This is a genomic window from Paracoccus aerius (assembly GCF_014656455.1).
GTDB classification, from domain to species: domain Bacteria; phylum Pseudomonadota; class Alphaproteobacteria; order Rhodobacterales; family Rhodobacteraceae; genus Paracoccus; species Paracoccus aerius.
Window position 1 is genome coordinate 135377 of record NZ_BNCL01000002.1, and the last position, 26967, is coordinate 162343.

Genomic DNA, 26967 nt, shown 5'->3' on the forward strand with positions numbered 1-26967 from the left:
GAAGAAAGCTTGGCAAGCGCGCGATTCGTTGCAACAGGGCTTCGCCGCGCCCGGCCTTCACACTGTCTCACGTTTGAGACAGTCAGCCGGATTTTTCGGCCAGACCCAGCTTCGCCATGCGCCGATACAGCGTCGCGCGCCCGATCCGCAGCGCCCGCGCGGCGGCCGAGACGTTACCATCTGCCCGCGCAAGCGCCCGCGCCACGGCGGCGCGTTCCGCATTGTCGAAACCCGTCAGGTCGTCGTCGCGGCCCAGCAGGTCGGCGGCCGGGCGCGGGCGGATCGCGCCCTCGCGTTCCAGGCCCAAGGCGCGGCGGGCGGCGCGGGTCGCGCCGATGGCCAGGTCGTCCTTGTCCACCGCCAGCAGCACCGTCGCGTCGCAATTGTCCTCGGAGGCGACGATGATCCGCGCCTCGGGGAAGCTGGCGCGGAAGAACACCGCCTCGATGGCACGGGCGGTCTGGGCTACCTGGGCGCCGATCAGGCGGTTGTAACGCTCGGTCTGGTCGGCGCGGGCCGAACTGACATCAAGCGCCGCCAGCAGCCGCCCGTCCGGTCCCCAGATCGGCGCGTCCATGCAGGACATGGCGGTGTTTCGGGTGTGGAAATGTTCGTCGCGGTGGATCGTCACCTGCCGACCTTCAGCCAGGCAGGTGCCGATGCCGTTGGTGCCCTGCGCGGCCTCGGACCAGTTGGCCCCCTGCCAAAGGCCCCAGTCCCGAAACTGCTCGGCATCGGCGCCGTTCACCCGCTGGTCCAGGACCACCCCGTCGGCATCGGTCAGCAGGACATTGCATCCCGACAGGCCGACCAGGCTGAACAACTGGTCCAGCTGCGGGCCGGCCACGCGCAGGAACTGCTCCATCGCCTGGCGGCGGCGGGCAAGTTCCTCGAAGGTCAGGCGTTCGGGGCGACGCCCGTCCGACGGGTCCAGCCCGTGCTTCAGAAGCGATCGCCGCCATGACGCGGCAAGGGCAGAGGTCGCGGAATTGGACTGCGACTCTCTGGCGACGTGATCTGCGTGACGCATACCGGGCCGGCTCCTCCTCGGTCGGTAGCTGGCACTATAGCACGCGTCAGTGCAATTCGACCAAGGGCTAATTGGCCCCCCTGGCATCAGGCAGCCGCCAGGCCAGCACGTGATCGCCCAGATCCGTTCCTATGGACCCGTGACCCCCCGCCACCAGCACGACCATCTGGCGCCCCTGGCTGTCCAAATAGGTCATCGGCGTCGCCTGCCCGCCAGCCGGCAGGCGGCCGCGCCAAAGTTCCTGTCCAGTGGTCAGGTCATAGGCGCGGAGGTAGTTGTCCACCGCGGCCGCCATGAAGACCACGCCCGATCCGGTGATGATCGGCCCGCCGATCCCGGGCATCCCCAAGGGCAGCGGCAGGGGCAGCGGCGTCATGTCCATGGTCGTGCCGTTGCGGTGCTTCCAGGCGATTTCGCCCGTGCGCAGGTCCGCGCCCGCCACGAAACCCCAAGGCGGCTGCTGGCATGGGACGCCCAGGGGCGACAGGAACGGCCCCATCTCGATCGCATAGGGCGCCCCCGCGTTCGAATTGAGCCCCTGTTCGCCCGAGTTCGTGGCGCGGCCGGCGATCTCCTCGGCCGGAACAAGCCGAGAGGTGAAGGCCAATTGCAGCGGCATCCCGAACATCACCTGCCGGCGCGGATCGACAGCGATGCCGCCCCAGTTGAAGACGCCGAAATTGCCGGGATGGACAAGCGTGCCTTCCAGCGACGGCGGGGTATAGCGCCCTTCATAGCGCAACTGGCGGAACTGGATCCGGCACATCATCTGGTCGATCAGCGTGGCGCCCCACATCTGCGATTCGGTCAGCGGCTCGGGTTCGAAGGACAATGCGGACACGGGCTGGGTCGGTGCCGCGAAATCCTCGGGGATGGTGCCCTGGGGCGCGGGACGTTCCGTGATGGGCAGGATCGGCTCGCCGGTTTCGCGGTTCAGGACGTAGATGTCGCCCTGCTTGGTAGGAACCACCAGGGCCGGCACGCGGCCTCCCGGCATGTCCAGGTCCAGCAGCGTCGGCTGTGCAGGCGTGTCCATGTCCCACAGGTCGTGGTGGACGAACTGCTGGACCCAGCGGGCCTGGCCCGTCGCCGCATCCAGGGCCACGACGGAACTGGCATAGGTTTCCTCGGCCTCGTTGCGGAACATGCCAAGCTGGTCCGGCGTGCGGTTGCCCATCGGCACATAGACCAGCCCCAGGCCGGGATCGGCCGACAGCGGCGCCCAGCTGTTGGGCGAGGAGGGCGTGTAGGTCTGGTTCGGGTCGTTCACGTCGAAAGGTTCGGTGGCCTCGGGATTGCCGGAATCCCAGTTCCACAGCAGCCGCCCGTCCCGCACGTCATAGGCGCGGATCACGCCCGACGGTGCGTTGACGCTGTAATTGTCGTTGACCGCGCCGCCGACGACCAAGGCGTTGCCGACGATCACCGGGGGCGAGGTGGAATAATAGAACCCTTCCTGCCGGAAGGGCATGTTGTGGATCAGGTTCAGGATGCCGTTGTCGGCGAAGTCGCTGCACAACTGGCCCGTCTGCGGGTTGACCGCCAGCATATGCGCGTCCGAGGTCGGCATGAAGATCCGGTCGGTGCAGGGCCCCGAGGACTGGGTGTCCGCGCTGACGGCGGGGCTTTGGGGGTGCTCGGTGTCGGCAGGCAGCACGGCCGGGGCCGGTGCTGGCGCAGGGGGTGCGGCAGGGGCGGCATCGGGGGCCGCGGGAACGGCGGCCTGCGCCGCAGCCGGGGCCGCGCCCTCGCCGGGCCAATAGCTGACGCCGCGGCAGGTCTGGTGCTGACGCTGGGCCAGCGGGCCGATGGCGGCCTTGTAGACCCAGCGTTCCGCCCCCGTGTCGGCATCAAGCGCCACCAGCCAGTTGTGCGGCGTGCAAAGGTAAAGGGTGTTGCCGACCTTGATCGGGGTAGCCTGATAGGTTGTCTCGTCCGTGTCTTCTGGCAGACGGACGTCGCCCGTCTGATAGGTCCAGGCCGCCTCGAGCGAGGAGACGTTCTCGGCCGTGATCTGGTCTACGGGCGAAAAGCGTTGGCCGAAGCTGGTCCGGCCATAGGCCAGCCAGTCCTCGGGGCCGCCGGGCGGACCCATGGCGGGTTCGGCATTGGCGACCTGTTCGGGAAGCGCGCCCTCGATCCGGTGCGGGTCGGTGGTGATGCTGCCCAAAAGGGCCAGGCCGGTGACCGCCGTTACGGCGAACAGGCCCAGCCGGCTGGATCGCTGGTTCCGCGCCCCGAAGGGCAGAAGCAGCAGCAGGCCCAGGACGAGGAACAGCCCCATGCGCGAGGCAAGCGCCCACCAGTCGTATCCGGCATCAAGCCAGGACCAGACCGCCAGGACGACCAGGAAGGCCGCATAGATCCAGCGCGCCACCGGGTTGCGCCGGAAGACCAGCACCGCGACCGCCAGCAGGGCCAGACCCGAAAATCCGAAAAAGAGGCTTCCGCCAAGGGTCGCCAGATAAACCCCGCCCCCCAGCAAAACGGCCCCGATGATGCCAAACAGCAAGGTCATGAAAATGCGCATGGTCCTGTCCCCTTTCGGTCACCGAACCGTGTGCGGTCAGCATTGTTCCCCGAAAACGCCTTGGGGCTATGCCGGAAGGCGCGCAGCCTGCCCGGCGACGCGGGGTTGATAGGGCGGCAGGTCGACCCCTGCCCGATAAAGCAGCGACTGCCCGTCGTGGAACAGGTGCAGCGCCGCGGGGTCGGCCGTCAGGCGGACTGACCGGCCGTCCAGGCCCGGATGGATGCCCGGCAGCTTGGCGATCACAGGGGCCTTCTCGCCCCGCGTGCCGAAATACAGCAGCGTGACCTCGCCCAGGGCCTCGGTCAGGTCAACCGTCCCCTCGAAGATCGCTGGACCGTCGGTTTCGCGCATATCCTCGGGGCGGACGCCCAGGTTGACGCGCATCCCCTCGTCCCCGGGGCGGGTCGGTATGGCAACCTGGGCGCTGCCGCCGCCCGCCAGCTCGACCGTTGTCACCGGGCCGATGCCGGTGACGCGTCCGGGCAGCAGGTTCATGGCGGGGCTGCCGATGAACTGGGCCACGAATTCGTTGACGGGCCGTTCGTAAAGCTCCAGCGGCGCGCCGACCTGGGCGATGCCCCCGCCCGCCAGCACGACGATGCGGTCGGCCAGGGTCATCGCCTCGGTCTGGTCATGGGTCACATAGATCATCGTGCGGTCGGGCATCGCGGCCTTCAGTTGCGCGATCTCGATCCGGGTCGCCACGCGCAGCGCGGCGTCCAGGTTCGACAGGGGTTCGTCGAACAGATAGACCTTGGGATCGCGCACGATGGCCCGGCCGATGGCGACCCGCTGGCGCTGCCCGCCCGACAGGGCCTTGGGCAGGCGGTCCAGATAAGGGGTCAGTTGCAGCATCCGGCCCGCGCGGTCGGTGGCCTCCTGCACCTCGGCCTTGGACTTGCCGGCGATCTTCAGGGCAAAGGCCATGTTGTCGCGCACCGTCATGTGCGGGTACAGCGCATAGGACTGGAACACCATCGCGATGCCTCGCTGGCTGGGCGGGATGTCGTTCATCCGTTGCCCGTCGATCTCCAGCGTGCCGCCGCTGATCCGTTCCAGCCCCGCGATCATCCGCAGCAGCGTCGACTTGCCACACCCCGAGGGGCCGACGAAGACGATGAACTCGCCGGACCGGATATCCAGGTTGATGTCCCGAAGCACGTTCACCTCGCCATAGGACTTGGCGACATCGGTCAGTTTCAGATCGGCCATCGGCGTCCCCCCTGTTGAACCCTATCCCTCGATGATCTGCACCTGCCAGGGGCGGAGGCCCCCTGCCTCTTCGGCCGACAGGTTTGCCCGGATCTGCAGCGATTGCTGGCTGTCGGCGCGGTTGAAGGTCAGGACCGGCCCTTCGGCATGGATGTCGGTCATGTCGCCCCCGCGCAGCGCCGAATGCTTGCGCCGCAGCCCGATGGCCCACCGGTAATGGTGCAGCATCGACTGCGCGTCGGCTTCCTGGCCCACGACGGTGCGTTGCAGATGGGCATGGGGCACCGGCAGCCAGGGCTTGGCCGTCGAGAAGCCGCCGTTCACGCCCATGTCCCAGACCATCGGCGTCCGGCAGCCGTCGCGGCCCTTGAACTCGGGCCAGAACTCCTTGCCATAGGGATCTTGCAGATCATCATAGGAAATGTCTGCCTCGGGCAGGCCCAGTTCCTCGCCCTGGTACAGGCAGACGGACCCCTTCAGGCACAAAAGCACCGTGGCATAGGCCTTGGCGGCCTGGTCGGTCAGGTTCCAGCGGCTGATATGGCGCACGACGTCGTGGTTCGACATCGCCCAGCAGGGCCAGGAATTGGGCGCCACCGCGTGCAGGCTGTCGAAGACCTCGCTGATGCGGGCTGCGGCCAGGTCGTTGCCGGACAGGAAGTCGAAGACATAGGACATCTGCATCCGGCCCGCGACGCCGGTATATTCCTCCAGCAGCTCCAGCGATCGTTCGCTGTCGCCGATCTCGCCGATGACGGCGGCGCCATATTGGCGCAGCAGCGCCGCGAAGCGTTCAAGGAAGGCGATGTTCTCGGGCTGCGACTTGTCGTATCTGTGGCTTTGGTGGTTGTAGGGGTTCACGGCAGGCGCGGTGTCCGCCTTGCGCAATTCCCTGGGCAGGGGCGGGTTGTCGCGCAACTGAGCGTCGTGGAAATAGAAGTTGACCGTGTCCAGGCGGAACCCGTCCACGCCCCGGTCCAGCCAGAAGCGCGCCATCTCCAGCAGCTCGTCCTGAACGGCCGGGTTGTGGAAGTTGAGGTCGGGCTGCGAGGCCAGGAAGTTGTGCAGGTAATACTGTTCCCGCCGCGCATCCCATTGCCAGGCCGGTCCGCCAAAGATCGACAGCCAGTTCGTGGGCGGCGTGCCGTCCGGTTTCGGGTCGGCCCAGACATACCAGTCGGCCTTGGGGTTGTCGCGGCTGGCGCGGCTTTCGACGAACCAGGGGTGCTGGTCCGAGGAATGCGACATCACCAGGTCGATCATCACCTTCAGGCCCAGTTCATGGGCACGGGCGATCAGGGCGTCGAAATCCTCCATGTCGCCGAACAGCGGGTCGATCCCGCGGTAATCGGACACGTCATAGCCGAAATCCTTCATCGGCGACGTGAAGAAGGGCGAGATCCAGACTGCATCCACGCCCAGCGACGCGACATAGGGCAGGCGCTGCGTGATGCCCGGCAGGTCGCCGATGCCATCGCCCGTCGTGTCCTGGAAACTGCGCGGATAGATCTGATAGATGACCCCACCCTTCCACCAGTCGATTTTCACTTCCGTCAAGTCTCATCCACCTTTCACGGACCCGGCCAAAAGGCCGCGGACCAGATATTTCTGCATCGCGAAGAACACGATCAGCGGCACCGCGATGGAAATGAAGGCCGAGGTGGCAAGGATTTCCCATTCACCGCCCTTGGATCCCATCAACTCGCGCAAGACGCCGGTCATGACCAACTGTTCGCGTGTATTGCCAAGGAACACGGTCGCGACAAGCAGGTCGTTCCAGACCCAAAGGAACTGGAAGATGGCGAAACTGGCCAGGGCCGGGAAGGACAACGGCAGGATGATCTTGCGGAAGATCTGGAACTCGGTCGCGCCGTCCACGCGGGCGCTCTCGATCACCTCGCGCGGCAGGCCGACCATGTAGTTGCGCAGCAGGTAGATTGCCAAGGGCAGGCCGAAGCCCGTATGGGCCAGCCAGATCCCCAGATATCCCTTGCCGATGCCCAGTTCGTTGTGCAGCCGCAACAGCGGAATCAGCGCCACCTGCAAGGGCACGACCAAGAGGCCAACCACGGCGGCCGTCAGCAGGGCACGCCCCGGAAACTCCATCCAGGCCAGGGCATAGGCCGCGAAGGCCGCGATCAGGATCGGGATCACGGTGGCGGGGATGGTCACGGTCATGGTGTTCATGAAGGCCCGGCCTAACCCCTCGGCGGTCAGGACGCGGTTGTAGTTTTCCGTGGTCAACCGGGCGGGCGCGCCGGTCGTGACGAAGATCCGCTCTCCCCTCCGCATCTCGAAGGGCGTGTCCGAGGTCAGGCGATAGCTGCCGTCCTCGGCCACGGTCAGTTGCCAGCCGTCCTCGATCTCGGTCGTCTCGCCGGGCTGGAAGGCGGCCGGTTCACGGGCGCGGATGCCCCAGCCGATCAGGCTCTGGCCTTCCTCCAAGACGGTGCCCTCGATGACATACTGGCCGTCCTCTTGGACCGCGTCGTCGCCGGTGCCGGTGCGCACGAAGCCCGTCGCCTCTTGCGCGGAAAAGGATTGCCACCAGCCCGAGGTCAGGATCTGGTCGCGGTCGCGGAAGGACGACACAAGAAGCCCCAGCGTCGGGATCGTCCACAGCAGCACCAGCAGGAAGGCGGCGATGTTGACCGCCCAGACCAGCGAGGATTTCTGTCCGGCCATGCCTTCCATCAGCGAACCTCTCGACGCGCGTTGACGATGTTCCAGATCATGATGGGGGTGACCAGCAGCATCAGGATGATGGCGATGGCCGATCCGCGGCCATAGTCGGGCGTGCCGCGGAACATCCAGTCATACATCAGGTTCGCCAGCACCTGCGTCCCCCACTGCCCGTTGGTCATCACGAAGACGATGTCGAAGACCTTCAGGACCACGATGGTGATGGTGGTCCAGACCACCGCGATGGTGCCCATGATCTGCGGCACCTTGATCTTGAAGAACACCTGCCAGGGGGATGCGCCGTCCAGGATCGCGGCCTCGATGGTTTCCTCGGGGATGCCGCGCAGGGCGGCGGACAGGATGACCATGGCAAACCCTGTCTGGATCCAGACCAGCACGATCATCAGGAAGAAGTTGTTCCAGGGAATCAGCGTCAGCCACAGTTGCGGATCGCCGCCAAGCGCCTGCACGATGGCGTTCAGAAGCCCGATCTGTTCTTCGCCGGGCGCGCGGTATTCATAAATGAACTTCCAGATTACGCCAGCGCCCACAAAGCTGATCGCCATGGGCATGAAGATCAGCGACTTGCCGATATTGCCCCATTTCAGCCGGTCGGTCAGCTGCGCCGCGATCAGCCCGAACAGCGTGGACAGGGCCGGTACCACCAGCAGCCACAGCATGTTGTTGCGCATGGATTCGCGGAACTTGCCGTCGCCCATGTGCCAGGCATAGTTCGACAGGCCCACGAATTCGCTGCCCCTTGCGTTATGCATGGACCGCCACAGGCTGTCGAAGATCGGATAGACCAGGTAAACGCCCAAAAACAGGATCGCCGGCCCCAGGAACAGCCAGGGCCGGATCTGGTTGGCCTTGCGGATATTGTCGCCCGCGTTGGGGCCGCGCGGCGGATAGACGCGGTCCAGGATCATGTTCGATCCCCAGAACCACGCCACGCAGCCGAAGACGCCGACGACGATCGTGCCGATGGCCAGCCAGAACAGTTCCATCCTCACCCCTCACCCATGATGGAAGGCGGCGGAAGATCCGCCGCGCCCGGCCGTCAGTTCAGCGCAGCCCAGGTTTCCTGGACGCGATCGGCGACATCCTGTGCCGAGGCGCCGCCCACGAAATCCACCATGGCCGTCCAGAAGGCGCCCGCGCCGATGGCGCCCGGCATCAGGTCGGACCCGTCAAAGCGGAAGGTCGTGGCATCCAGCAGGATCTGGCCCATCTTGCGGCGGGTGTCGTCGGCATAGGCCTCCATGTTCACGCCGGTATGGGGCGTGGTAAATCCCGACTGCGCCATCCACAATTCATGCGCGGCGGGCGTCTTCAGGAACTCGATAAAGGCCGTGGCGACCGGATTTTCCGAAAAGACCGCGAACAGCGTGCCCCCGCCCAGGACCGGCTGGCCCAGGCTGCCATCGGCCGGCGCCGGGAAATAGAAGAAGTCGAAATCCTCGCCCACCATCATGTCTTCGGGGAAGAAGGACGGGATGAAGCTGGCCTGCCGGTGCATGTAGCAGGCGGGCGGGCTTTCAAAGAGACCGTTCGGGCTTTCGCGGAAATCGGTCGAGGAGACCGAGGCCGGCCCGCCCGCCACGTAGTCCTCGTTCTTGGCGAACCAGCCGAACTCCTCGATGGCGGCCACCACCTTGGGGTCGTTGAAGGGCAGCGCGTTGGTGGTCCAGGCGTCGTAATCCTCGGGGCTGTTCAGGCGCAGCATCAGGTCCTCGACCCAGTCGGTCGCGGGCCAGCCGGTCGCGCCGCCCGACCCCAGGCCGATGCACCAGGGGGTTTCCCCGTCGGCAGCGATCTGTTCGGTCAGTGCCTTCAGATCCTCGTAGGTTTCGGGGATCTCGTAGCCCGCATCCTCGAAGTTTTCGGGGACATACCAGACCAGCGACTTCACGTCGGCCTTGTAGGGGAAGGCGAAGAACTTGTCGGCCCCGTCTGCGCCTGCATAGGTGCCAAGCTCGGCCCAGCTGTCGCCTGCCGCGTAATTGTCGCGCACCCATTGCGCGGTTTCCTCGCCCAAGTCGCGCAGATGGCCCTTGGCGGCCAGTTCCGCCGCCAGGCCCGGCTGCGGCAGGACGGCGATATCGGGGGGCGACCCGGCCTCGCTGTCGATGACGATCTGCTGTTCGAAACTGTCCGACCCGGAATAATTGACGGTCGCGCCCGTCGCGTCCTCGAAATAGGCGATGATCGAGGCGAAAAGCTCCTGGTCCGCGCCCAGCCAGGGGCCCAGGATGGTGACGCTCTGGCCGTCGATATCGGCATGGGCCGCCCCGAAATCCTCGAGGCTTTGCCAGTTGATGCGGTCGTCGCTGCCTTTTTCGATCACAAGCTGGGCCTGCGCAGATCCCGCCAGCAACGCGGCCAAGGCCACGGTCGTGTGGAAAATTGCCTTCACCTTCTCCCCCCTTCCATCTGCCCGCAACCTTTGTGCGAGCCTTGGTTGCAATGGTCGCCTGACTAGGCGCGATCTGTCAAACCCTTACTCCCATTCCAGTTCCTTGAAGGCTGCAGTGGCATTGCGCGCCGCCGAGTCCGGAAAGGAAGCCCAATTGCCCGCAAAGGGTTGCAGGGCCTCGACAATGGCCGGCACCGCCTGGGACATCGGCAGGCCATCGCGGATCGCCTTTCGGGTCTCCTCGGCCAGCGTCGTCAGAAAATCCCGCTGGGCCGCAACAGCCTCGGACCAGCTTGCGGCGACGGGGCCGTGGCCGGGAACCACGGGACCCCCGGCCTGCGGCACCGCCATCCAGTCCAGCCAGCCGGGCAGCGACCCGTCCACGATCGGCGTCAGGCCGCGAAACACCAGATCGCCCGCGAAGAAGGTGCCGGTTGCCTGGTCCAGCACCGTCAGGTCGTTGTCGCTATGGGCGGTGGCCACGGCCTTCAGCGTCAGGATCCGCCCACCCAGGTCAATGTCCAGGCTGTCCGCGACCGCGACATCCGGCAGGACGATCCGCGTCCCCGCCATTGCAGCGGCGCCGTAAAGCTGCGTCAGGTTTTCCAGATAGGCCGGTCCCCGCGCCTGCAAGGCGTCGGCCAAGCCTTCATGCCCGACGATCGTCGCGCCCGCTTCGCGGAAGACCTCGGCCCCGAAGGCGTGGTCGGGATGCATATGCGTGACGATCAGGTGGCTGATCGGCTTGTCGCTGACCCGGCGGATTGCCGCAAACAGCGCCTCGCCCTGCCGGCGCGAGGCGCCTGCGTCGATCACCGCGATGCTGTCCTGCCCGACCACGAAGCCCAGATTGGCGATCCAGCCGTCGGGGCTGTCCTCGAACTGGGCGATCTGGCCGATATGGACATGAACGCCGTCCGCGACAGACTGGACCGGCAGAATGAGAAGGTCGTCCAGCGTCGAGCAGGCCAGGCCGTCCAAGGTCCAGGGGGACTGGTCGCCAAGCCAGTCGCGGGCGATTCGCGGGGCGGCGGCCTTGCAGTCGGCTTGGGTTGCAAAAGCATGGCCGACCGGCGTCACCGTCCCGCAGGACCGGGAATCCGCCGCAAGACAGATGGTCAAAATGGCATAAAGCATTGCCGAAACTTCCCAAAGCATCCGCCAGACGGCCAACTTTTCGTGACCTTGCGACCTTAGTCGTGTTGAAAGGCGTTGTCTCTCCTCTAACATGACAAACAGTCGCCGTGATGGCGGCCGTGGATTTGGAGGAAATGCATGGCTTGGACGAAACCGACCCTGAAAGAAATCGCCTGCGGCATGGAAATCAACATGTACGCCCCGGCCGAGGACGAACCGGTCCTGTTCTGAGGCGCCACGCCTCGGGCATCATGAACGGCCCCGTCCGACACGATCGGGCGGGGCCTTTTCGTCAGGGACATCATGAAGATCATTCTGCTGGGTGCCGCAGCCGGCGGGGGCCTGCCGCAATGGAACTGCGGCTGCGACAACTGCCATGCCGCACGGGCCGGGCGCATCCCGGCGATGACGCAAAGCTCGATCGCGGTCAGCGCGGATGGGCAGGATTGGGCCGTGCTGAATGCCTCGCCCGATATCCGGGTGCAACTGGCGGCCACGCCCGCGCTGCATCCGACCGGGTTGCGCGACATGCCGCTGCGATCGGTGCTGTTGACGAATGGCGATATCGACCATGTGGCGGGCCTGCTGACGCTGCGGGAAAGCCAGCCCTTCACCCTGTTCGCGACACCCGCGATCCACGAGGTGCTGGCCCAGAACCCGATGCTGACGGCCCTGCGCGCCGATCTGGTGGCGCGGCAGCCGGTGGCCTTGGACCAAGGGGTCGAGATCGCGCCGGGCCTGATGGCGACCCTGTTCGCAGTGCCCGGCAAGGTGCCGCTGTATCAGGAAGGCGATATGGTCGAGACCGAATTGGTCGGCGAGACGACGGTGGGGGTCGAGCTGTCCGCGAACGGGCGGCGCGCGCTGTATATCCCCGGCTGCGCCAAGCTGCCGGACTGGCTGTCGGGCCGCATTGCCGGTGCCGATCTGCTGATGTTCGACGGAACGCTGTGGGAGGATGACGAGATGATCCGCATGGGCCTGGGCCAGAAGACCGGCCGCCGCATGGGCCACATGCCCGTGGTGGAAACCATGGCCGCGATGCGCGACCTGCCGGTCGGCCAGAGGGTCTTCGTCCACATGAACAATTCCAACCCGCTGGTCGATCCGGCCAGCACCCAGACGCGCGAGGCGGAAGCCAGCGGCTGGCAGGTCGGCCGCGACGGAATGGAGATCACGCTGTGAAAGATGTGCAGGAACAGGCGCAATCGCGCGAGGATTTCGAGGCCCGGCTGCGCGCCATCGGCGCCCAACGCTATCACGACCGCCACCCGTTCCACGAACGCCTGCATGGCGGCCATTGCACCCCGGACGAGGTTCGCGCCTGGGTCATCAACCGCTGGATGTACCAGTCCCGCATCCCCATGAAGGACGCGGCCTTCATGAGCCGGGTCGAGGATCCCGACCTGCGCCGCGCCTGGCGCAAGCGGATCGAGGACCACGACGGGGGCGTGACCGAAGGCGGCGGCATCCGGCGCTGGCTGGCGCTTGCACAGGCGGTGGGGCTGGACCCGGATTACGTCGCCAGCGGCGTGGGCATCATGCCCGCCACACGGTTCGCGGTGGATGCCTATGTCCGCTTCGTGCGCGACATGCCTCTGCTGGACGCGGTGGCGGCCAGCCTGACGGAACTGTTCGCGCCCAAGATCCACGCCCAGCGGATCGAAGGCCTGCTGGCCCATTACGATTTCGCCGACGACAGCAGCTTGTCTTATTTCAAGAAACGCCTGACCGAGGCGCCCGAGGATGTGAAGTTCGGCCTGGATTATGTGCTGACCAACGCCGACACCAAGGAAAAGCAGGACGCCGCGGCGGCGGCCCTGACCTTCAAGACAGACGTGCTGTGGGCGCAGCTCGACGCACTGTGGCACGGCTATGTCGAGGGCAACATCCCGCCGGGCGCCTGGCGGCCGGGCGAAGGAATGGCCCCATGAACGCCCAGCCAGCCGCCATTCGGCCAGCCGCCCTGATCCGTCCCCATGACATTCCCTATCTGCCGCGCGGGGTGCGGCTGCAGGATGACCGCGTGCGCGGCATCCGCGTGCTGCAAGCCCCCGAACGGGCGATGCAACTGGATGCCATCGGCGACGCGATCCTGGGCGAACTGGACGGCAGCCGCAGCATGGCGGCCATCGTCAGCACCCTTGCCGCGCGTTATAATGCGCCCGAAGACCAGATCGCGGGCGACGTGCGCGATTTCCTGACCGGGCTGATCGAACGCCGCATGGTCTTTGTGAGGCAGCCATGAAGGACCAGCAACACCAACCCCGCGACCTGGACGGCAACGCCGTCACCCCCGGCCTGCCCATGGCCATGCTGGCCGAGGTGACGCATCGCTGTCCCTTGGCCTGCCCCTATTGCTCGAATCCCGTGGAACTGACCCGGGCCGCCCAGGAACTGACGGCCGACGACTGGGGCCGCGTCTTCCGACAGGCCGCCGATCTGGGCGTCTTGCAGGTCCATATCTCGGGCGGGGAACCCGGCGCTCGGCGCGATCTGGCGCAGATCGTGGCCCATGCGCGGGATGCGGGGCTGTATGTGAACCTGATCACATCGGGGATCGGCATCACCCGCGACCGGCTGGAGGAACTGGACCGCGCGGGCGTGGATCACGTCCAGCTTTCGTTGCAGGGCATCCGCCCCGACATGGCCGACCGGATCAGCGGCCATCCGGGATCCTGGGACAAGAAGATGCACTTCGCCGACTGGGTGAAGGACATCGGCTTTCCCCTGACCATCAACGCCGTGGTCCACCGCCAGAACCTGGAACGCCTGCCCGAGATGATCGAGCTGGCGGAAACGCTTGGCGCCCGCCGGATCGAGGTCGCGACCGTGCAGTTCCACGGCTGGGCTGACCTGAACCGCAAGGCCCTGATGCCCACGCGGGAACAGGCGGCATTCGCCCGGCAGGTGGTTAACGACGCGCGGGTCCGGCTGCGGGGCCGCATGGTCATCGACTATGTTCCCGCCGACCACCATGCGGTCTTCCCCAAGGCCTGCATGGGCGGTTGGGGCTCGACCGGGCTGAACGTCGGGCCAGACGGGACCGTGCTGCCCTGCCATGCCGCGCAGACCATCACCTGGATGCGCTTTGAAAACGTCCGCGACCGCGACCTGGGCGACATCTGGCAGAACTCTGACAGCTTCAACGCCTTCCGCGGCACCGCCTGGATGCCGGAACCCTGCCAGTCCTGCGACCGCAAGACCGTGGATTTCGGCGGCTGCCGCTGCCAGGCCATGGCCCTTGCCGGGGATGCGCGGGCGACCGACCCGGTCTGCTCGCTGTCGCCGCTGCACCCGCAGGTGGTGGCGCGTGCCGAAGCCGATGCCGGCGCGGACACCGCCGACCTGATCTATCGCCGCATGAGGAAAGGAGACTAGCCATGAAGGAATACATCCTTGCCGCGCTGCTTCTGGCCACGCCCGTGGCGGCGCAGGACAACCCCCTGCAGAATTCCCCCACATGGGAGGATCTGCGCGCCTCGGTCCTGGGGATCGAGGCCGAGGTGCCGCTGGACGAGGCCGTCCTGGATCTGGACGCCCCCATCCGCGCGCATGAGGCAGCGATCGTGCCCATCCGCCTGACCCAGCCCGCCGATGCGCCACCCGTGCAGGCGGTGACGATGGTCATCGACGAAAACCCCGCCCCCGTGGCCGCCGAATACAGCTTTGGTCCCGCGATGATGCCGCTGGACTTCGAGTTCCGCGTCCGCGTGGACAGCTATTCCGACGTCCGCGCCATCGCCGATACGGGCAACGGCAACCGCGTCATGGCGGGCCGCTTCGTCAAGGCCTCGGGCGGCTGCTCGGCCCCCGCGGGCAAGGACATGGCCGAGGTCGAATCAACGATGGGCCAGATGCGGTGGAAAAGCGACAGCCAGGACGGCCGCACGGTCGGCACGCTGATGATCCGGCACCCGAACTTCTCGGGGCTGCAGCGCGACCAGGTGACGCTTCTGAACATCCCCGCCCATTTCATCGACCGGCTCGAGGTTCGGCAGGGGGACGAACTGCTGTTCACCATGCAGGCCGGGATCTCGGTCAGCGAGGATCCCGTGTTCCGCTTTGCCTACGCGCCCAACGGCCAGCCGATCCATGTCCGGGCCGAGGATACCGAGGGGAACCGCTGGGACCAGACCTTCGAAGCCGTCAACGGATAGGGAAACGATCATGTCCAAACGCGCCACCATTGCCGTCGATATCCAGAACGACTATTTCCCCGGCGGCAGGTTTCCGCTGGAAGGAATGGAACAGGCCGCCGCCAATGCGCGTGCCGTTCTGGATGCCGCCCGCGAACGCGGCGACCTGATCGTCCATGTGCGCCATGAATTCGCTGATGCCTCGGCCCCCTTCTTCCATCCCGGCAGCCCTGGCGCCGACATCAACCCCGCTGCCGCACCCCAAGGCGACGAGGTCGTGCTGACCAAGAACAACGTCAACGCCTTCAAGGACACCGACCTGCAGCGGATTCTGGACGACAACGGCATCACCGACGTGGTGATCGTCGGCGCCATGAGCCACATGTGCATCGACGCCGCCACCCGCGCCGCATCCGACCTGGGCTACAGGACCACGGTCATCGCCGACGCCTGCGCGACCCGCGACCTTGAATTCCAGGGCACCACCGTCCCCGCGGCCCAGGTCCATGCCGCGATGATGAGCGGGCTGGCCTTCGGCTATGCCACCGTGACCGACGCACGGGACTGGATCGGCAACCCCCCGGCAGCCTGACGCACCCGACCTTGGTCGCAGATGCGGGCTTGCTTTGCGGGGACAGAGGCCTAAACTCGGATGGATTGCCGCGGAGGGGAGATCGCGGCACCATCCGAGGAGGAGACCCATGACAGCCGCAGCCATGCAGGCCAAAGCGCCGCAGACGCCACGGCAAAGCGCCGATCAGGTGCGCGAAATCCTTATTGTCGATGACCATCCGCTGATGTGCGATGCACTTGCGCTGACGCTGAAGATCAGCTTCGGCCTCAAGAACGTCCGCACGGCCCGAAGCCTGGGCGCGGCCCTGGAAGGGATCAAGGCACAGGGCGCGCCCGACGCGGTGATCCTGGACCTGAACCTGCCCGACGCGCGCGGCGCCGAAGGCATCGTGACCCTGCGCCGGCAACTGCCCGACGTGCCGATCACGATGATTTCCGCCGACCTGGACAGCGCCATGATCTCGGCCGCGATGGCGGCGGGGGCGCAGGGCTATATCAGCAAGTCGCTGAGCCGCGAGGCCCTGGTGGACAGCCTGCGCCGCATGTGGGAGGGCGAGCATGTCACGCCCGAGGGCTATGCCCCCGACCAGGCCTGCGCCGAGGACGAGGCCAAGGCGGAACTGGCCCGCCGCTTCGCCACCCTGACCCCACAGCAGATGAAGATCCTGCGGCTGATCTGCCAGGGCAAGGCGAACAAGGAAATCAGCTATGACCTGTCCATCGCCGAGGCGACGGTGAAGACCCATATCACCGCGATCATGTCCAAGATCAACGCGCGGCGGCGCACCCAGGCGGTGCTGCTTGCCAACACGGTCCGGCTGTTCGAGGCGGGCTGATGGATACCGGCCCGGTCGCGAAGGAGGGCGCCATCGGGCCGGTGGCCGTGCAGGCCGACCGCGGAGAGGCCGATCCCGGCCGGATCCTGCTGGACGGCCTGCGCGGAGCCGACCCGGGCCTTGTCCTGGTCTTCGGCGCGGACGGTTCCGAACTGGCCGCGCTTGACGCAGCCCTCCGCGCGGGCCTGCCCGAGGGCTGCGTCATCGCCGGCTGTTCCTCGGCGGGCGAGATCGGGCCGCGGGGCTATGCCTCGGGCAGCATCGTGGCGATCGGCTTTCCGGCCGCGCATTTCCGGGCCTCGACCCTGGTGCTGCCGCGGCTGGACGCGCTTCCGGTGTCGGACTGGATGGCGGCGCTGCGCCGGTTGCAGGCGGGCTTTGGTCCCGATCCGCAGCGGTCGCTGTTCGGGCTGCTGCTGGTGGACGGGCTGGCGGGGCAGGAAGACGCGCTTGTGGCCACCATCGATGCGGCCCTGCCCTCGGTCCCGACGCTGGGCGGATCGGCGGGCGACGGGCTGTCCTTCAAGCAGACCTGGCTTCTGGCCAACGGGCAGGTCGTCACCAATGCCGCGATCTTCCTGCTGGTGGAAACCGACCTTTCGGTCAGCGAGGTGACCTTTGCCCATTTCAGCCCTACGGCGACCCGGGTCGTGGTGACCGCCGCGATCCCCGAAAAGCGCCGCATCCTGGAACTGAACGCCGAACCCGCGGCCGAGGAATATGCCCGCCTGACCGGCATCGCCACCGACGCCCTGACGCCCAGCGAATTCGCCCGCCACCCGCTGCTGCTGCGGATGGGCCGGCATCACCATGTCCGCGCCATCAGTGCCCAGACCGAGGATGGGGGCCTGTCGCTGATGTCGGCCATCGACACCGGCACCGTCCTGACCCTTGGCCGGGCCGAGGACATGACGCAGGGCTTTGCCGAGGCCCTGGCCGCCCTGCCCCGACCGCCGCTGATGGTGCTGGGTTTCGACTGCATCCTGCGCCGCCTGGCCCTGGAACGCGAAGGGCTGCGCGACCAGATGTCGGAACTGTTGACCCGCTATCGCGTGGCCGGGTTCAACACCTATGGCGAACAGCACAGCGGAATGCATGTGAACCAGACCTTCGTGGGCCTGGCCTTCATGCCCAATGCCGATGCGGCGCCCGATGCCGCGTGATCCCCATGCTGCGTGACGACGACGGTCCAGAACGGCGGGTCGAAAAGCTGGCCCGCATCAACCAGGTCCTGATCGACCGCATCGACAGGCTTGAGGAATCGCGCGGCTCGGCCTGGTCGATGTTCCAGGCCGCCGTGGCCCTGGAACAAGAGGTGATGGTCCGCACCCGCGACCTGGAACGCGCGCTGGCCGACCTGTCGCAGCGCAACCGCGAACTGGCCGTGGCCCGTGCCGGCGCCGAGGAAGCGAACCGGTCCAAGACCCGCTTCCTGCGCGCGGCCAGCCATGACCTGCTGCAACCGCTTTCGGCCGCGCGGCTGTTTTTGTCCGCGCTTGCCGACACGCAACTGGACGACCAGCAGCGCGAACTGACCGACCGGCTTTCGGGTGCCTTCGAATCGGTGGAACAACTGATGCACGCCGTTCTGGACATCTCGCGCCTGGACAGCCAACGGATCGAGTTCCACCGCCAGCCGGTCCCCTTGGGCGAATTGTTCCGCAGGCTGGCCATCGAATACGCGCCCCTGGCCGAGGCCAAAGGGCTGCGGTTGTCCTTTGTGCCGACCGATGCCGTGGTCGAAAGCGACCCGGTCTTTCTTCGCCGCATCGCTCAGAACCTCGTCTCGAACGCGATCAAGTACACCCATCGCGGCGGCGTGGTGGTGGGTGCGCGCAAGCGGGGCGGGATGTGCTGGCTATGCGTCTACGACACCGGCGTCGGCATCCCGGCGGTGGACCGCAATCGCATCTTCGATGAGTTCCAGCGGCTGTCCCACGACACCGCCACTCCTGGCATGGGGCTGGGCCTGTCGATCGTGCGCCGCGCCTGCGCCAAGCTGAACCACCCGATCCGCCTTGATTCCGAGGCCATGCGCGGCACCGTCTTCCGTGTGGGCCTGCCCGTCGTGGACCAGGAACAGGTCGGTGCGCCGCCCCGGCCCGAAAACTCGCTTCTGCCTTTGCGCGGACGCGTGGCCCTGGTGGTCGAGAATGACCAGGGGATGCGCCGGGGATACGAAATGATCCTGCGCGACCGGCTAGGCATGGTGGCCCGCCTTGCCGGCGGCACGGCCGAGGCCTTGGCGACGATGGGCGACGATCCGCCCGACGTGATCCTGGCCGACTACCACCTGGAGAACGGCGATACTGGCGTTCACGCCATCGCGGCCCTGCGGCAAGGGGCGGGGCAGCCGATCCCCGCAGTGATGATCACCGCCCATCGCGATCCCCAGATCGCCCGCAGTTGCGCGGCCATGCAGGTGCATCTGATGGAAAAGCCCGTGCGCCCAACCGAGTTGGCCGAGATGCTGGGCGGGATTCTGGCATGATCTGCGACCAAAGGCCGATGCACCGGGGGGCGGGCTTGTCCTTGGCCGCGGGCGGCGCAACTCTGACCCCTGGAGTGGGAGGAACATGATGAGAAAAGCCATTGCCGCGGCTTTGTGGCTGGGCCTGTCGATTTTGGGCGCGGGCCATGCCCATGCCGGCGAGGCGGGGGACGCGGTCTTCGCCGAACGCGGCCCCTGGTCGCTGGACGGAAAGGAACTTCGCTGGACGGTCCATGTCGAGGGACCGGAACAGCCCGGCTTCCTGCCCATCGACAACGGCAGCGTCACCTTGGCGGAAACGATCGATCCGTCAGACCAGCAGCCGGTTCTTCAACTGACCCAGAAGACCGACCGACGCACCCGGCAGATCGGGCCGTTCCCCATCTCGGGCGGGGATCCGGTGCTGACCTTCTTCCTGGAACAGACGGCCCGCGACATGGCCGGCCTGACCGGAGGAAGCCCCTTCTATATCCGCAACCGCATCAAGGACGCCTTGTTCCGCGGCGGCCAGATCACCCAGCAGGGCCAGCAGTCGGTCGCCAGCTTCACGCCCTTTGCCGACGACCCGAACGGCGCGCGGATGGGCGGGTTCCAGACGCTGACGCTGACCTTCGTGCTGGGCGATCCCAAGCAGCCCATCCGCGAATTCCGGGCGGAAACCCAAGGGGCGGAACCCGGCTATCTGAACAGGATGACGCTGCAATGAGGGGGGTCTTGATCGGCGTAGCGGCGGCCCTGGTTGCGGGGGCGCCGGTCCATGCGCAGGCGGTCAACGATTATCCGACCAATGCGCGGGCCGAATATGTCTTTGCCTGCATGGCCAGCAACGGCCAGACCCGGGACATGCTGGACCGCTGTTCCTGCTCGATCGACCAGATCGCCGAAGTCCTGCCGTTCGAGCAATATGTCGAGGCAGAGACCGTTCTGCGGATGCAGCAGATGAACGGCGAACGGGCCGGCATGTTCAAGAGCATGGCCCAGATGACCGAGATCGTGGCCCAGTTGAAACGCGCCGAGGCCGAAGCCGAGATCCTGTGCTTCTGACGCCGGCAAAGGGGGGCAGGCGCGAGCGGGGCGCGTGACGCCCTGCCCCATCCGGCCAATCGGCCCATCTTGGCGGGCGGACGCCGGGCCGGGCGCCTTGGACGACAAGGCGTCAGACCAGCGACATCCCAAGCGCGGCCCCGGCGCCAAGCGCCAGCACGACCGTCAGCCAGCCCGGCGCGCCGCGCCTGATAAAGACCGGCTGGGCCGGCCGCGCATCTTCGGGATGGGCGCGTTCCCACAGCGCCTGTTCCACGATGCGCGGCAGCAGCGGGCCATAGCGTCCCACGGTCTGGGCCACGCGGGCCATGTCGCCAGCCAGCGCCTTGGGCCCGATATTCGACCGGATGTAGTCTGACACAACGGGCTTTGCCGCGTCCCAGATGTTCAGGTTCGGATCGACCGACCGGGCCACGCCCTCGACCACGACCATGGTGCGCTGCAGCAGGATCAGCTGGGTCTGGGTCTGCATCCCGAAGCGTTCGGTCACCTCGAACAGATAGGCCAGCAGGTTCGCCATCGAGATCTGGCTGGCATTGACCCCGAAGATCGGCTCGCCCACGGCGCGCAGGGCGCGGGCGAACTGCGCCTCGTCGCGGTCGCGGGGGACATAGCCTGCCTCGAAATGGACGCGGGCGACGCGGCGGTAGTCCCGCTGGATGAAGCCATAGAGGATCTCGGCATAGATGCGGCGGGTATATTCGTCGATCTCGCCCATGATGCCGAAGTCATAGGCCAGCACGTCGCCATTCGCCCCGACCTTCAGGTTGCCGTGATGCATGTCGGCATGGAAGAAGCCGTCGCGCAGGGCGTGCTGCAGGAAAAGCTGGATCACCCGGGCGGCGATGCGGCCGGTGTCGTGCCCCGCCGCCACCAAGGCGGCCCGGTCGCCCATCGGCAGCCCTTCCACCCAGTCCGAGGTCAGCACCCGGCGCGAGGACAGGTGCCACAATGGCTGCGGAATGGAAAAGCCTGCATCGCCCTTGGTGTTTTCCGCGAACTCGGACGCGTTGGCGGCTTCCAGCCGCATGTCCTGTTCGGCGGTGACAGTCGCCTCGAAGTGGTGCACCACCTCGCGCGGGCGAAGGCGGCGGCTGCCCGGCGACAGCATCTCGATGATCCCGGCGGCAAAGTGGAAGGCGTCGATATCGCGGCGGAAGGCCGCGCCGATGCCGGGGCGCAGCACCTTGACGGCGACCTCGCGCCCGGTGGCGCGGACCCGTGCACGGTGGACCTGGGCGATGGACGCCGCCGCCACGGGTTCCGAGAATTCGGAAAACAGAAGATCCACCGGCTGGCGCAGGTCGGCCTGGATGATCTCCTTGGCCGTCTCGGCCGGGAAGGCTGGCAAGCGGTCCTGCAGCATCCGCAACTGGTTGGCCATCCCGATGCCCACGACATCGGCCCGGGTCGACAGGATCTGTCCGAACTTGATGTAGGCCGGTCCAAGCGCGGTGATTGCGCGGGTGATCGGCGGCAGGTTCGGGTCGCCCTTGTAGCCCAGCCAGCGGAAGGGCCAGCCCAGCACGCGGGCGGCGATGCGCAGGCGCGGCGGCGCCTCGACCGCGTCCAGCACCGCGCTCATGGCGCCCGTGCGCTCGAACGTGGCGCCCGTGCGGATCAGGCGCAAAAGATTGTGCGGACCCCGCATTACAGCTTCCAGCCGGAATGCAGCGCCGCAATGCCCATCGACAGGTTGCGATACTGCACGCGCCCGAAGCCCGCCGCCCGGATCATGTCGGCGAAGGTGTCCTGGTCGGGGAACTTGCGGATCGATTCGACCAGGTATTGATAACTGTCGCGATCACCCGTCACCGCCTGGCCCATCGCCGGGATGACATTGAAGGAATAACGGTCGTAGGCCCATTGCATCGCGGGCACCGGGATCTGGCTGAACTCCAGCACCATCAGCCGCCCGCCGGGTTTCAGGACCCGGTAAGCCTCGGCCAGGGCGTCGGGGATGCGGGTGACGTTGCGGATGCCGAAGCTGATCGTGTAGCGGTCGAAGCTGGCATCGGCAAAGGGCAGCGCCATCGCATCGCCCGTGACCCAGGCCAGCCGGTCGCCCTTTTCCACCGCGTCGGCGCGCTTTCGCCCTTCGACCAGCATGGATTCGGTCATGTCGCAGACGGTGACGCGCCCACCCGGCGCGCGATCCAGGAAGCGGAAGGCCACGTCGCCCGTGCCGCCCGCCACGTCCAGCAGGTGCTGGCCGTCGCGCGGGGCCAGCCAGTCCATCATGGCGTTCTTCCAGACGCGGTGGATGCCCGCGCTCATCAGGTCGTTCATCAAGTCGTAGCGCGACGCGACGCTGGAAAAGACGCCGTGGACCATGCTGGCCTTGGCATCTTCGTCCACGGTCCGGAAACCGAAATGGGTCTGCTTCTTGTCGCTCATCCGCTTGCCGATCCGCTGTTTCATCGCCAGATAAGCCCGGCCCGCGCGGCGCACAATGGATCGAAAGGGACCAGATTGCCAGAACTGCCCGAAGTCGAAACCGTCCGCCGCGGCCTGTTGCCGCACCTGGAAGGACAACGCATTGCGCGCGCCGAGGTTCGCCGCCCCGACCTGCGATGGCCGATGCCGGTGGATCTTGTGCAGGTCCTGACGGGCGCCACGGTCACCGCCCTGCGGCGCCGGTCGAAGTACCTGCTGGCCGACTTGGACCGGGGCGGCACGCTGCTGATGCATCTGGGCATGTCCGGGCGGATGCTGGTCCAGGGGGGGTCATTGGGCGATTTCCACCGCGACCCGGCGATCCTGCCGCGTCACGATCATGTGGTGCTGGTGACGGACGGGGGCAGCACGATCACCTTCAACGATGCGCGCCGTTTCGGCATGGTGGATCTGATCCGCGAGGGGTCGGCCCATCCGCTGCTGGACCACCTGGGGCCGGAACCCTTCGACGAGGCCTTCACGCCCGCCTATCTGGCTGGTGCCTTCGCGGGCCGCAGGGTGCCGGTCAAGCAGGCGCTGCTGGACCAGCGGATCGTCGCGGGCCTGGGCAACATCTATGTCTCCGAGGCGCTGCACCGCGCGGGCATCGACCCGCGTCGGGCGGCGGGGCGCATCGGGGCCGCGCGGATCGCCGCGCTTGTGGGCCATATCCGCGACGTGCTGACGGACGCCATCGCAGCGGGAGGGTCGTCCCTGCGCGACCACCGGCAGGCCAGCGGCGAACTGGGCTATTTCCAGCACAGCTTCCGCGTCTATGACCGCGAAGGCGCGCCCTGCCCCACCCCGGGCTGCGCGGGCACGATCCGGCGGATCGTGCAGGGCGGGCGATCCAGCTTCTTCTGCCCCGGCTGCCAGCGGTAGCGCGCTTGGCTTTCCCGCCGCAGGTTTGATAGGGTCCGGCAAAACGCTTTTGCAACGGGACGCTGCCCATGGCCTATGAAACCATCATCGTCGAGATCGAGGACAGCGTCGCCCTGATCCGGCTGAACCGCCCCGAGGCGCTGAACGCGCTGAACACCGCCCTGATCACCGAACTGGGCCAGGCCCTGGCGGACGCCGACCGCAACGACAAGATCCGCTGCGTCGTGCTGACCGGCAGCGAAAAGGCCTTCGCCGCCGGCGCCGACATCAAGGAAATGGCGACCAAGACCTTTGTCGACGCCTATGACGAGGATCTGTTCGGCGCCCGGATCGACGCCATCACCCGCATCCGCAAGCCGATCATCGCCGCCGTCAGCGGCTATGCCCTGGGCGGCGGCTGCGAGCTGGCGATGATCTGCGACTTCATCATCGCATCCGACACCGCCAAGTTCGGCCAGCCGGAAATCAACCTGGGCGTCATCGCGGGGATCGGCGGCACGCAGCGCCTGACCCGCTTCGTGGGCAAGTCCAAGGCCATGGACATGCACCTGACCGGCCGCTTCATGGACGCCGCCGAGGCCGAGCGGTCGGGCCTGGTCAGCCGCGTGGTCCCCGCCGCCAAGCTGATCCCCGAGGCCATGGCGGCCGCCCGCAAGATCGCCGAGAAATCCCAGATCTCGGTCAAGGCGGCAAAGGAATCCGTCAACCGCGCCTATGAGACCAGCATGACCGAAGGTATCCTGTTTGAGCGGCGCAACTTCCAGGCGCTGTTCTCGACCGAGGATCAGAAGGAAGGCATGGCCGCATTCCTGGAAAAGCGCGAAGCCCAGTTCCGGGACCGCTGATTCAAGCCGTTCTTTTCGGTCTTTCCTTTTCGGGTGCCATGCCCTATACGCCCCGGCTTACATGCGCGTGGGCCCGCTTAGGCAAGAATCATGACCGTCTTTTCCGGAAGGCGGGGTCTTGGGTCTTTTGCGCGATCGAAACGCTGAAAGACCGATAGGATCAAGAACCCATGGCCAATACGCCCCAGTCCAAGAAACGCGCCCGCCAGATCGAGCGCCGCACCGACGTGAACAAGGCCCGCCGCTCGCGCATCCGGACCTTCCTGCGCAAGGTGGAAGAAGCCATCGCCTCGGGCAATGCCGATGAAGCCAAGGCGGCGCTTCAGGCGGCCCAGCCCGAACTCATGCGCGGCGTGACCAAGGGCGTGGTCCACAAGAATACTGCATCGCGGAAAATCTCGCGCCTCGCGTCGCGCGTGAAGGCCCTTTCCGCGGTCTGATTCCAGGGCCGGATCCGGCCCGGATCTTGCTGGAATCGCGGGTCCTGCGGGGTCCCAAATGATGCTCGGGCGGGGATGAAAATCCGCGCCCGTTTTTTGTTTCTGCATCTGCAAATGTTGCAAAAATGCCTACATATCAAGGCGTTCAGGATTCTTTCCTTATGAGTCAAAGGCCTTGCCAGATTCGTTTGGGCAAAGCTTCTGTCAAGCAGATAGTTCGGTTGCAGCAGCCGCCGCGCCATTGCTAACGTCATGGGGCGATTCACGTCGCAGCGTTGGGGGACGGGCCGGTTGCCCGCGAATCCGAAAGGGCTCGCAGAACCGGTCGGGCCAGAAGGCAACAGGCGCCTTTTTCATGGCCCTCGGGTTTCTTGCAGACGGCTGCCACCGGCTGCGCGGATGCCCGTGTCTTGGATGGGATCTTGGGCGAAAGCCCCGTCAGGCGGCCCGCTGGGGCCGCAGGGTGGGGTGTTGCCGCAGTTCCGCCGTTCCGATGCGCGTCGCGGATCCTGTTTCGCCGGAAGGTCCGGCGAAGGCTGGGGACAGGATAGATAGGGCAAGACCATGGACGAGATCTGGGGACAGGCATGCGCCGCGCTTGAGACAAGCGTGGGGCCGAACAACTTCAACCACTGGATCAAGCCCCTGCGCCTGACGGGCGTGGACGAGGGCATCGCCCATTTCGCCAGCCCCACGCGCTTCATCTCGGACTGGGTGAACCGCCATTTCGCCAAGGACATCCTGGGCGAACTCAGCCGCCACGGCGCCCCCGTAGAACGCCTGCGCTTCGAGGTGGTGCCGCAGACCGCCCCCGGCCGTGCCCGCGCCGCAGCCCCTGCCGCCCCGGCAAAGCCGGCCCGACCCGTGGCATCGGCCGCAGCCCCGGCCACGGCCCGCGTGGGTCGCACCGACCTGGGCGCCCCGTTGGATCCCCGCTATACCTTTGGCAATTTCGTCGTGGGCAAGCCCAACGAACTGGCCCATGCCGCCGCGCGCCGCGTGGCCGAGGGCGGTCCCGTTGGCTTCAACCCGCTGTTCCTGTATGGCGGCGTGGGCCTGGGCAAGACCCACCTGATGCACGCCATCGCCCATGAATATCACCGCCGCCACCCGATGGCGCAGGTGCTGTATCTCTCTGCCGAACAGTTCATGTACCGCTTCGTCCAGGCGCTGCGCGAAAGCACGATCATGGATTTCAAGGGCATGTTCCGCAACGTGAACATGCTGATGGTCGACGACGTGCAGTTCATCGCCGGCAAGGACAGCACGCAGGAAGAATTCTTTCATACCTTCAATGCCCTGGTCGATCAGGGCAAGCAGATCGTCATTTCCGCCGACCGGGCGCCTGCCGAGATCAAGGGCCTCGAGGAACGCATCAAGTCGCGCCTGTCTTCGGGCCTGATCGTGGACGTGCATCCCACGACCTACGAACTGCGCCTGGGCATCCTGCAATCCAAGACCGAGGTGTTCCGCACCCAGCAGCCTGACCTGGAGATCGGCGCGGGCGTGCTGGAATTCCTGGCGCACCGTATCACCACCAACGTCCGCGTGCTGGAAGGCGCGCTGCAGCGCCTGTTCGCTCATGCCAGCCTTCTGCGCCGCGAGATCACGCTGGAAGTCGCGCAGGAATGCCTGGCCGACATCCTGCGCACCAACGACCGCAAGATCTCCATCGACGACATCCAGCGCAAGGTTGCCGAACACTACAACATCCGCCTGGCCGACATGGTGGGCCCCAAGCGCGCCCGAAACGTCGCCCGTCCGCGCCAGATCGCCATGTATCTGTCCAAGCAGCTGACCAGCCGCAGCCTGCCGGAAATCGGCCGCCGCTTCGGCGGGCGCGACCACACCACGATCATGCACGGCATCCGCAAGGTCGAGGAGCTGGTGACCGAGGATCACGCTCTGGCCGAGGATGTCGCCCTGCTGAAGCGCCTGCTGGAAGCCTGACACAGGAAACGCTTGTGAGCATCCGCAGGGCTAGATACTTTGAGGTGTCGGCAGCTTATCGGCCGGTGACGCAGCCTCTCAAGGTCTTGGCCGGGCAGTAAGCTTAGAAACCCGAGATGCATGCAGAAAGGAGAGGCAATGACGTATGAAGACGCCATGCTGATCCTGATGATCGCGCAGCTTTTCGTCGCGGTCGCGGCATTGGGTCGTTGACCTGATGCTGATGGCGAGACGCTATGACTTCGCTGCCGAAGTCAAAGAACGCCCCGCAACGCGCCAACGTTACGGGGCAACCTTTTGAAGGTTCGTCGATAGACAAAG

At 66.4% G+C, this 26967-nt stretch carries 26 protein-coding genes; 16 read left to right on the plus strand and 10 right to left on the minus strand.

Translation table 11 applies throughout. The features are described from left to right. Window positions 1-82 precede the first annotated feature (82 nt). From IE224_RS02855 to IE224_RS02890, 8 genes are all read right to left on the minus strand, one after another. Complete coding sequence (locus IE224_RS02855) at window positions 83-1030, minus strand: GAF domain-containing protein (RefSeq protein WP_191307938.1); 948 nt, start codon at window positions 1028-1030, stop codon at window positions 83-85. A gap of 67 nt (window positions 1031-1097) precedes the next feature. Beyond that, entirely contained in the window at window positions 1098-3548 is a 2451-nt protein-coding gene (locus IE224_RS02860; RefSeq protein ID WP_202380080.1) for a membrane-bound PQQ-dependent dehydrogenase, glucose/quinate/shikimate family, read from the minus strand. A gap of 78 nt (window positions 3549-3626) precedes the next feature. Then, complete coding sequence (locus IE224_RS02865; RefSeq protein ID WP_167623247.1) at window positions 3627-4775, minus strand: ABC transporter ATP-binding protein; 1149 nt, start codon at window positions 4773-4775, stop codon at window positions 3627-3629. 21 nt (window positions 4776-4796) lie between these two features. Then, window positions 4797-6332 (minus strand): alpha-amylase family glycosyl hydrolase, encoded by a 1536-nt coding sequence (locus IE224_RS02870; protein WP_191307942.1) that lies wholly within the window; start codon window positions 6330-6332, stop codon window positions 4797-4799. A 3-nt stretch (window positions 6333-6335) separates the two neighbouring features. Beyond that, window positions 6336-7469 (minus strand): carbohydrate ABC transporter permease, encoded by a 1134-nt coding sequence (locus tag IE224_RS02875; RefSeq protein ID WP_167623249.1) that lies wholly within the window; start codon window positions 7467-7469, stop codon window positions 6336-6338. Then, window positions 7469-8464, minus strand: a complete 996-nt coding sequence (locus IE224_RS02880; RefSeq protein ID WP_167623250.1) for a carbohydrate ABC transporter permease — start codon at window positions 8462-8464, stop codon at window positions 7469-7471. Before IE224_RS02880 ends, IE224_RS02875 begins: the two co-directional genes overlap by 1 nt. Window positions 8465-8517: 53 nt before the next feature. Beyond that, a complete protein-coding gene (locus IE224_RS02885) occupies window positions 8518-9873 on the minus strand; it encodes an ABC transporter substrate-binding protein (RefSeq protein ID WP_191307944.1) in 1356 nt (451 codons plus the stop codon). An 84-nt stretch (window positions 9874-9957) separates the two neighbouring features. Next, a complete protein-coding gene (locus IE224_RS02890) occupies window positions 9958-11010 on the minus strand; it encodes a quinoprotein relay system zinc metallohydrolase 2 (RefSeq protein ID WP_191307946.1) in 1053 nt (350 codons plus the stop codon). Between the two features lie 138 nt (window positions 11011-11148). Between IE224_RS02890 and pqqA the strand changes: the two genes are divergently transcribed. From pqqA to IE224_RS02950, 12 genes are all read left to right on the plus strand, one after another. Further along, window positions 11149-11241: a pyrroloquinoline quinone precursor peptide PqqA gene (pqqA, locus tag IE224_RS02895; RefSeq protein WP_076522366.1), complete on the plus strand. Its 93-nt coding sequence runs from the start codon at window positions 11149-11151 to the stop codon at window positions 11239-11241. Window positions 11242-11313: 72 nt separating this feature from the next. Continuing rightward, entirely contained in the window at window positions 11314-12195 is an 882-nt protein-coding gene (gene pqqB / locus IE224_RS02900; RefSeq protein WP_191307948.1) for a pyrroloquinoline quinone biosynthesis protein PqqB, read from the plus strand. Continuing rightward, window positions 12192-12944: a pyrroloquinoline-quinone synthase PqqC gene (gene pqqC / locus IE224_RS02905; RefSeq protein ID WP_103172591.1), complete on the plus strand. Its 753-nt coding sequence runs from the start codon at window positions 12192-12194 to the stop codon at window positions 12942-12944. The genes pqqB and pqqC overlap by 4 nt, the downstream gene beginning before the upstream one ends. Next, window positions 12941-13258 (plus strand): pyrroloquinoline quinone biosynthesis peptide chaperone PqqD, encoded by a 318-nt coding sequence (pqqD, locus tag IE224_RS02910; RefSeq protein WP_191307950.1) that lies wholly within the window; start codon window positions 12941-12943, stop codon window positions 13256-13258. The genes pqqC and pqqD overlap by 4 nt, the downstream gene beginning before the upstream one ends. Further along, window positions 13255-14391, plus strand: coding sequence for a pyrroloquinoline quinone biosynthesis protein PqqE (gene pqqE, locus IE224_RS02915; protein WP_191307952.1), 1137 nt, complete (start codon window positions 13255-13257; stop codon window positions 14389-14391). Before pqqD ends, pqqE begins: the two co-directional genes overlap by 4 nt. 2 nt (window positions 14392-14393) lie before the next feature. Then, complete coding sequence (locus tag IE224_RS02920) at window positions 14394-15170, plus strand: quinoprotein dehydrogenase-associated SoxYZ-like carrier (RefSeq protein WP_191307954.1); 777 nt, start codon at window positions 14394-14396, stop codon at window positions 15168-15170. A gap of 10 nt (window positions 15171-15180) precedes the next feature. Then, window positions 15181-15741: a cysteine hydrolase family protein gene (locus IE224_RS02925; protein ID WP_191307956.1), complete on the plus strand. Its 561-nt coding sequence runs from the start codon at window positions 15181-15183 to the stop codon at window positions 15739-15741. A 109-nt stretch (window positions 15742-15850) separates the two neighbouring features. Further along, complete coding sequence (locus tag IE224_RS02930) at window positions 15851-16558, plus strand: response regulator (protein WP_191307958.1); 708 nt, start codon at window positions 15851-15853, stop codon at window positions 16556-16558. Then, window positions 16558-17721: an FIST N-terminal domain-containing protein gene (locus IE224_RS02935; protein ID WP_191307960.1), complete on the plus strand. Its 1164-nt coding sequence runs from the start codon at window positions 16558-16560 to the stop codon at window positions 17719-17721. The genes IE224_RS02930 and IE224_RS02935 overlap by 1 nt, the downstream gene beginning before the upstream one ends. A gap of 5 nt (window positions 17722-17726) precedes the next feature. Next, entirely contained in the window at window positions 17727-19049 is a 1323-nt protein-coding gene (locus tag IE224_RS02940) for an ATP-binding response regulator (protein WP_191307962.1), read from the plus strand. Between the two features lie 85 nt (window positions 19050-19134). Then, window positions 19135-19755 carry a hypothetical protein gene (locus tag IE224_RS02945; protein ID WP_229849224.1) on the plus strand — a complete coding sequence of 207 codons (621 nt, stop codon included), beginning with the start codon at window positions 19135-19137 and terminating at the stop codon, window positions 19753-19755. Continuing rightward, complete coding sequence (locus tag IE224_RS02950) at window positions 19752-20093, plus strand: hypothetical protein (protein WP_167623261.1); 342 nt, start codon at window positions 19752-19754, stop codon at window positions 20091-20093. The genes IE224_RS02945 and IE224_RS02950 overlap by 4 nt, the downstream gene beginning before the upstream one ends. A gap of 112 nt (window positions 20094-20205) precedes the next feature. Here IE224_RS02950 and ubiB read toward each other — a convergent pair whose 3' ends face one another. Both ubiB and ubiE read right to left on the minus strand, forming a co-directional pair. Further along, window positions 20206-21744 (minus strand): 2-polyprenylphenol 6-hydroxylase, encoded by a 1539-nt coding sequence (ubiB, locus tag IE224_RS02955; protein WP_191307966.1) that lies wholly within the window; start codon window positions 21742-21744, stop codon window positions 20206-20208. Continuing rightward, window positions 21744-22490: a bifunctional demethylmenaquinone methyltransferase/2-methoxy-6-polyprenyl-1,4-benzoquinol methylase UbiE gene (gene ubiE / locus IE224_RS02960; RefSeq protein WP_167623263.1), complete on the minus strand. Its 747-nt coding sequence runs from the start codon at window positions 22488-22490 to the stop codon at window positions 21744-21746. The genes ubiB and ubiE overlap by 1 nt, the downstream gene beginning before the upstream one ends. A 75-nt stretch (window positions 22491-22565) precedes the next feature. Between ubiE and mutM the strand changes: the two genes are divergently transcribed. From mutM to dnaA, 4 genes are all read left to right on the plus strand, one after another. Then, the gene (gene mutM, locus IE224_RS02965; protein ID WP_191307968.1) at window positions 22566-23411 is read left to right on the plus strand and encodes a bifunctional DNA-formamidopyrimidine glycosylase/DNA-(apurinic or apyrimidinic site) lyase; all 846 of its coding nucleotides are present in this window, start codon (window positions 22566-22568) and stop codon (window positions 23409-23411) included. 68 nt (window positions 23412-23479) lie between these two features. Next, the gene (locus IE224_RS02970) at window positions 23480-24256 is read left to right on the plus strand and encodes an enoyl-CoA hydratase (RefSeq protein ID WP_167623265.1); all 777 of its coding nucleotides are present in this window, start codon (window positions 23480-23482) and stop codon (window positions 24254-24256) included. A 170-nt stretch (window positions 24257-24426) separates the two neighbouring features. Next, entirely contained in the window at window positions 24427-24696 is a 270-nt protein-coding gene (rpsT, locus tag IE224_RS02975; RefSeq protein WP_167623266.1) for a 30S ribosomal protein S20, read from the plus strand. Between the two features lie 564 nt (window positions 24697-25260). Then, complete coding sequence (gene dnaA / locus IE224_RS02980) at window positions 25261-26646, plus strand: chromosomal replication initiator protein DnaA (RefSeq protein ID WP_167623267.1); 1386 nt, start codon at window positions 25261-25263, stop codon at window positions 26644-26646. Window positions 26647-26967: the final 321 nt, after the last annotated feature.

What these genes read in the sequence shown, in the direction of transcription:
- IE224_RS02930 (WP_191307958.1), top strand. Translation starts at nt 15,851, where the DNA reads ATGACAGCCGCAGCCATGCAGGCCAAAGCGCCGCAGACGCCACGGCAA.
- IE224_RS02890 (WP_191307946.1), bottom strand. Translation starts at nt 11,010, where the DNA reads ATGCTTTATGCCATTTTGACCATCTGTCTTGCGGCGGATTCCCGGTCC.
- rpsT (WP_167623266.1), top strand. Translation starts at nt 24,427, where the DNA reads ATGGCCAATACGCCCCAGTCCAAGAAACGCGCCCGCCAGATCGAGCGC.
- IE224_RS02950 (WP_167623261.1), top strand. Translation starts at nt 19,752, where the DNA reads ATGAGGGGGGTCTTGATCGGCGTAGCGGCGGCCCTGGTTGCGGGGGCG.
- IE224_RS02945 (WP_229849224.1), top strand. Translation starts at nt 19,135, where the DNA reads ATGATGAGAAAAGCCATTGCCGCGGCTTTGTGGCTGGGCCTGTCGATT.
- ubiE (WP_167623263.1), bottom strand. Translation starts at nt 22,490, where the DNA reads ATGAGCGACAAGAAGCAGACCCATTTCGGTTTCCGGACCGTGGACGAA.
- IE224_RS02875 (WP_167623249.1), bottom strand. Translation starts at nt 7,469, where the DNA reads ATGGAAGGCATGGCCGGACAGAAATCCTCGCTGGTCTGGGCGGTCAAC.
- IE224_RS02940 (WP_191307962.1), top strand. Translation starts at nt 17,727, where the DNA reads ATGCTGCGTGACGACGACGGTCCAGAACGGCGGGTCGAAAAGCTGGCC.
- pqqA (WP_076522366.1), top strand. Translation starts at nt 11,149, where the DNA reads ATGGCTTGGACGAAACCGACCCTGAAAGAAATCGCCTGCGGCATGGAA.
- pqqE (WP_191307952.1), top strand. Translation starts at nt 13,255, where the DNA reads ATGAAGGACCAGCAACACCAACCCCGCGACCTGGACGGCAACGCCGTC.
- IE224_RS02860 (WP_202380080.1), bottom strand. Translation starts at nt 3,548, where the DNA reads ATGACCTTGCTGTTTGGCATCATCGGGGCCGTTTTGCTGGGGGGCGGG.
- IE224_RS02925 (WP_191307956.1), top strand. Translation starts at nt 15,181, where the DNA reads ATGTCCAAACGCGCCACCATTGCCGTCGATATCCAGAACGACTATTTC.
- IE224_RS02880 (WP_167623250.1), bottom strand. Translation starts at nt 8,464, where the DNA reads ATGGAACTGTTCTGGCTGGCCATCGGCACGATCGTCGTCGGCGTCTTC.
- IE224_RS02935 (WP_191307960.1), top strand. Translation starts at nt 16,558, where the DNA reads ATGGATACCGGCCCGGTCGCGAAGGAGGGCGCCATCGGGCCGGTGGCC.
- IE224_RS02920 (WP_191307954.1), top strand. Translation starts at nt 14,394, where the DNA reads ATGAAGGAATACATCCTTGCCGCGCTGCTTCTGGCCACGCCCGTGGCG.
- IE224_RS02865 (WP_167623247.1), bottom strand. Translation starts at nt 4,775, where the DNA reads ATGGCCGATCTGAAACTGACCGATGTCGCCAAGTCCTATGGCGAGGTG.
- ubiB (WP_191307966.1), bottom strand. Translation starts at nt 21,744, where the DNA reads ATGCGGGGTCCGCACAATCTTTTGCGCCTGATCCGCACGGGCGCCACG.
- pqqB (WP_191307948.1), top strand. Translation starts at nt 11,314, where the DNA reads ATGAAGATCATTCTGCTGGGTGCCGCAGCCGGCGGGGGCCTGCCGCAA.
- pqqD (WP_191307950.1), top strand. Translation starts at nt 12,941, where the DNA reads ATGAACGCCCAGCCAGCCGCCATTCGGCCAGCCGCCCTGATCCGTCCC.
- IE224_RS02855 (WP_191307938.1), bottom strand. Translation starts at nt 1,030, where the DNA reads ATGCGTCACGCAGATCACGTCGCCAGAGAGTCGCAGTCCAATTCCGCG.
- IE224_RS02970 (WP_167623265.1), top strand. Translation starts at nt 23,480, where the DNA reads ATGGCCTATGAAACCATCATCGTCGAGATCGAGGACAGCGTCGCCCTG.
- dnaA (WP_167623267.1), top strand. Translation starts at nt 25,261, where the DNA reads ATGGACGAGATCTGGGGACAGGCATGCGCCGCGCTTGAGACAAGCGTG.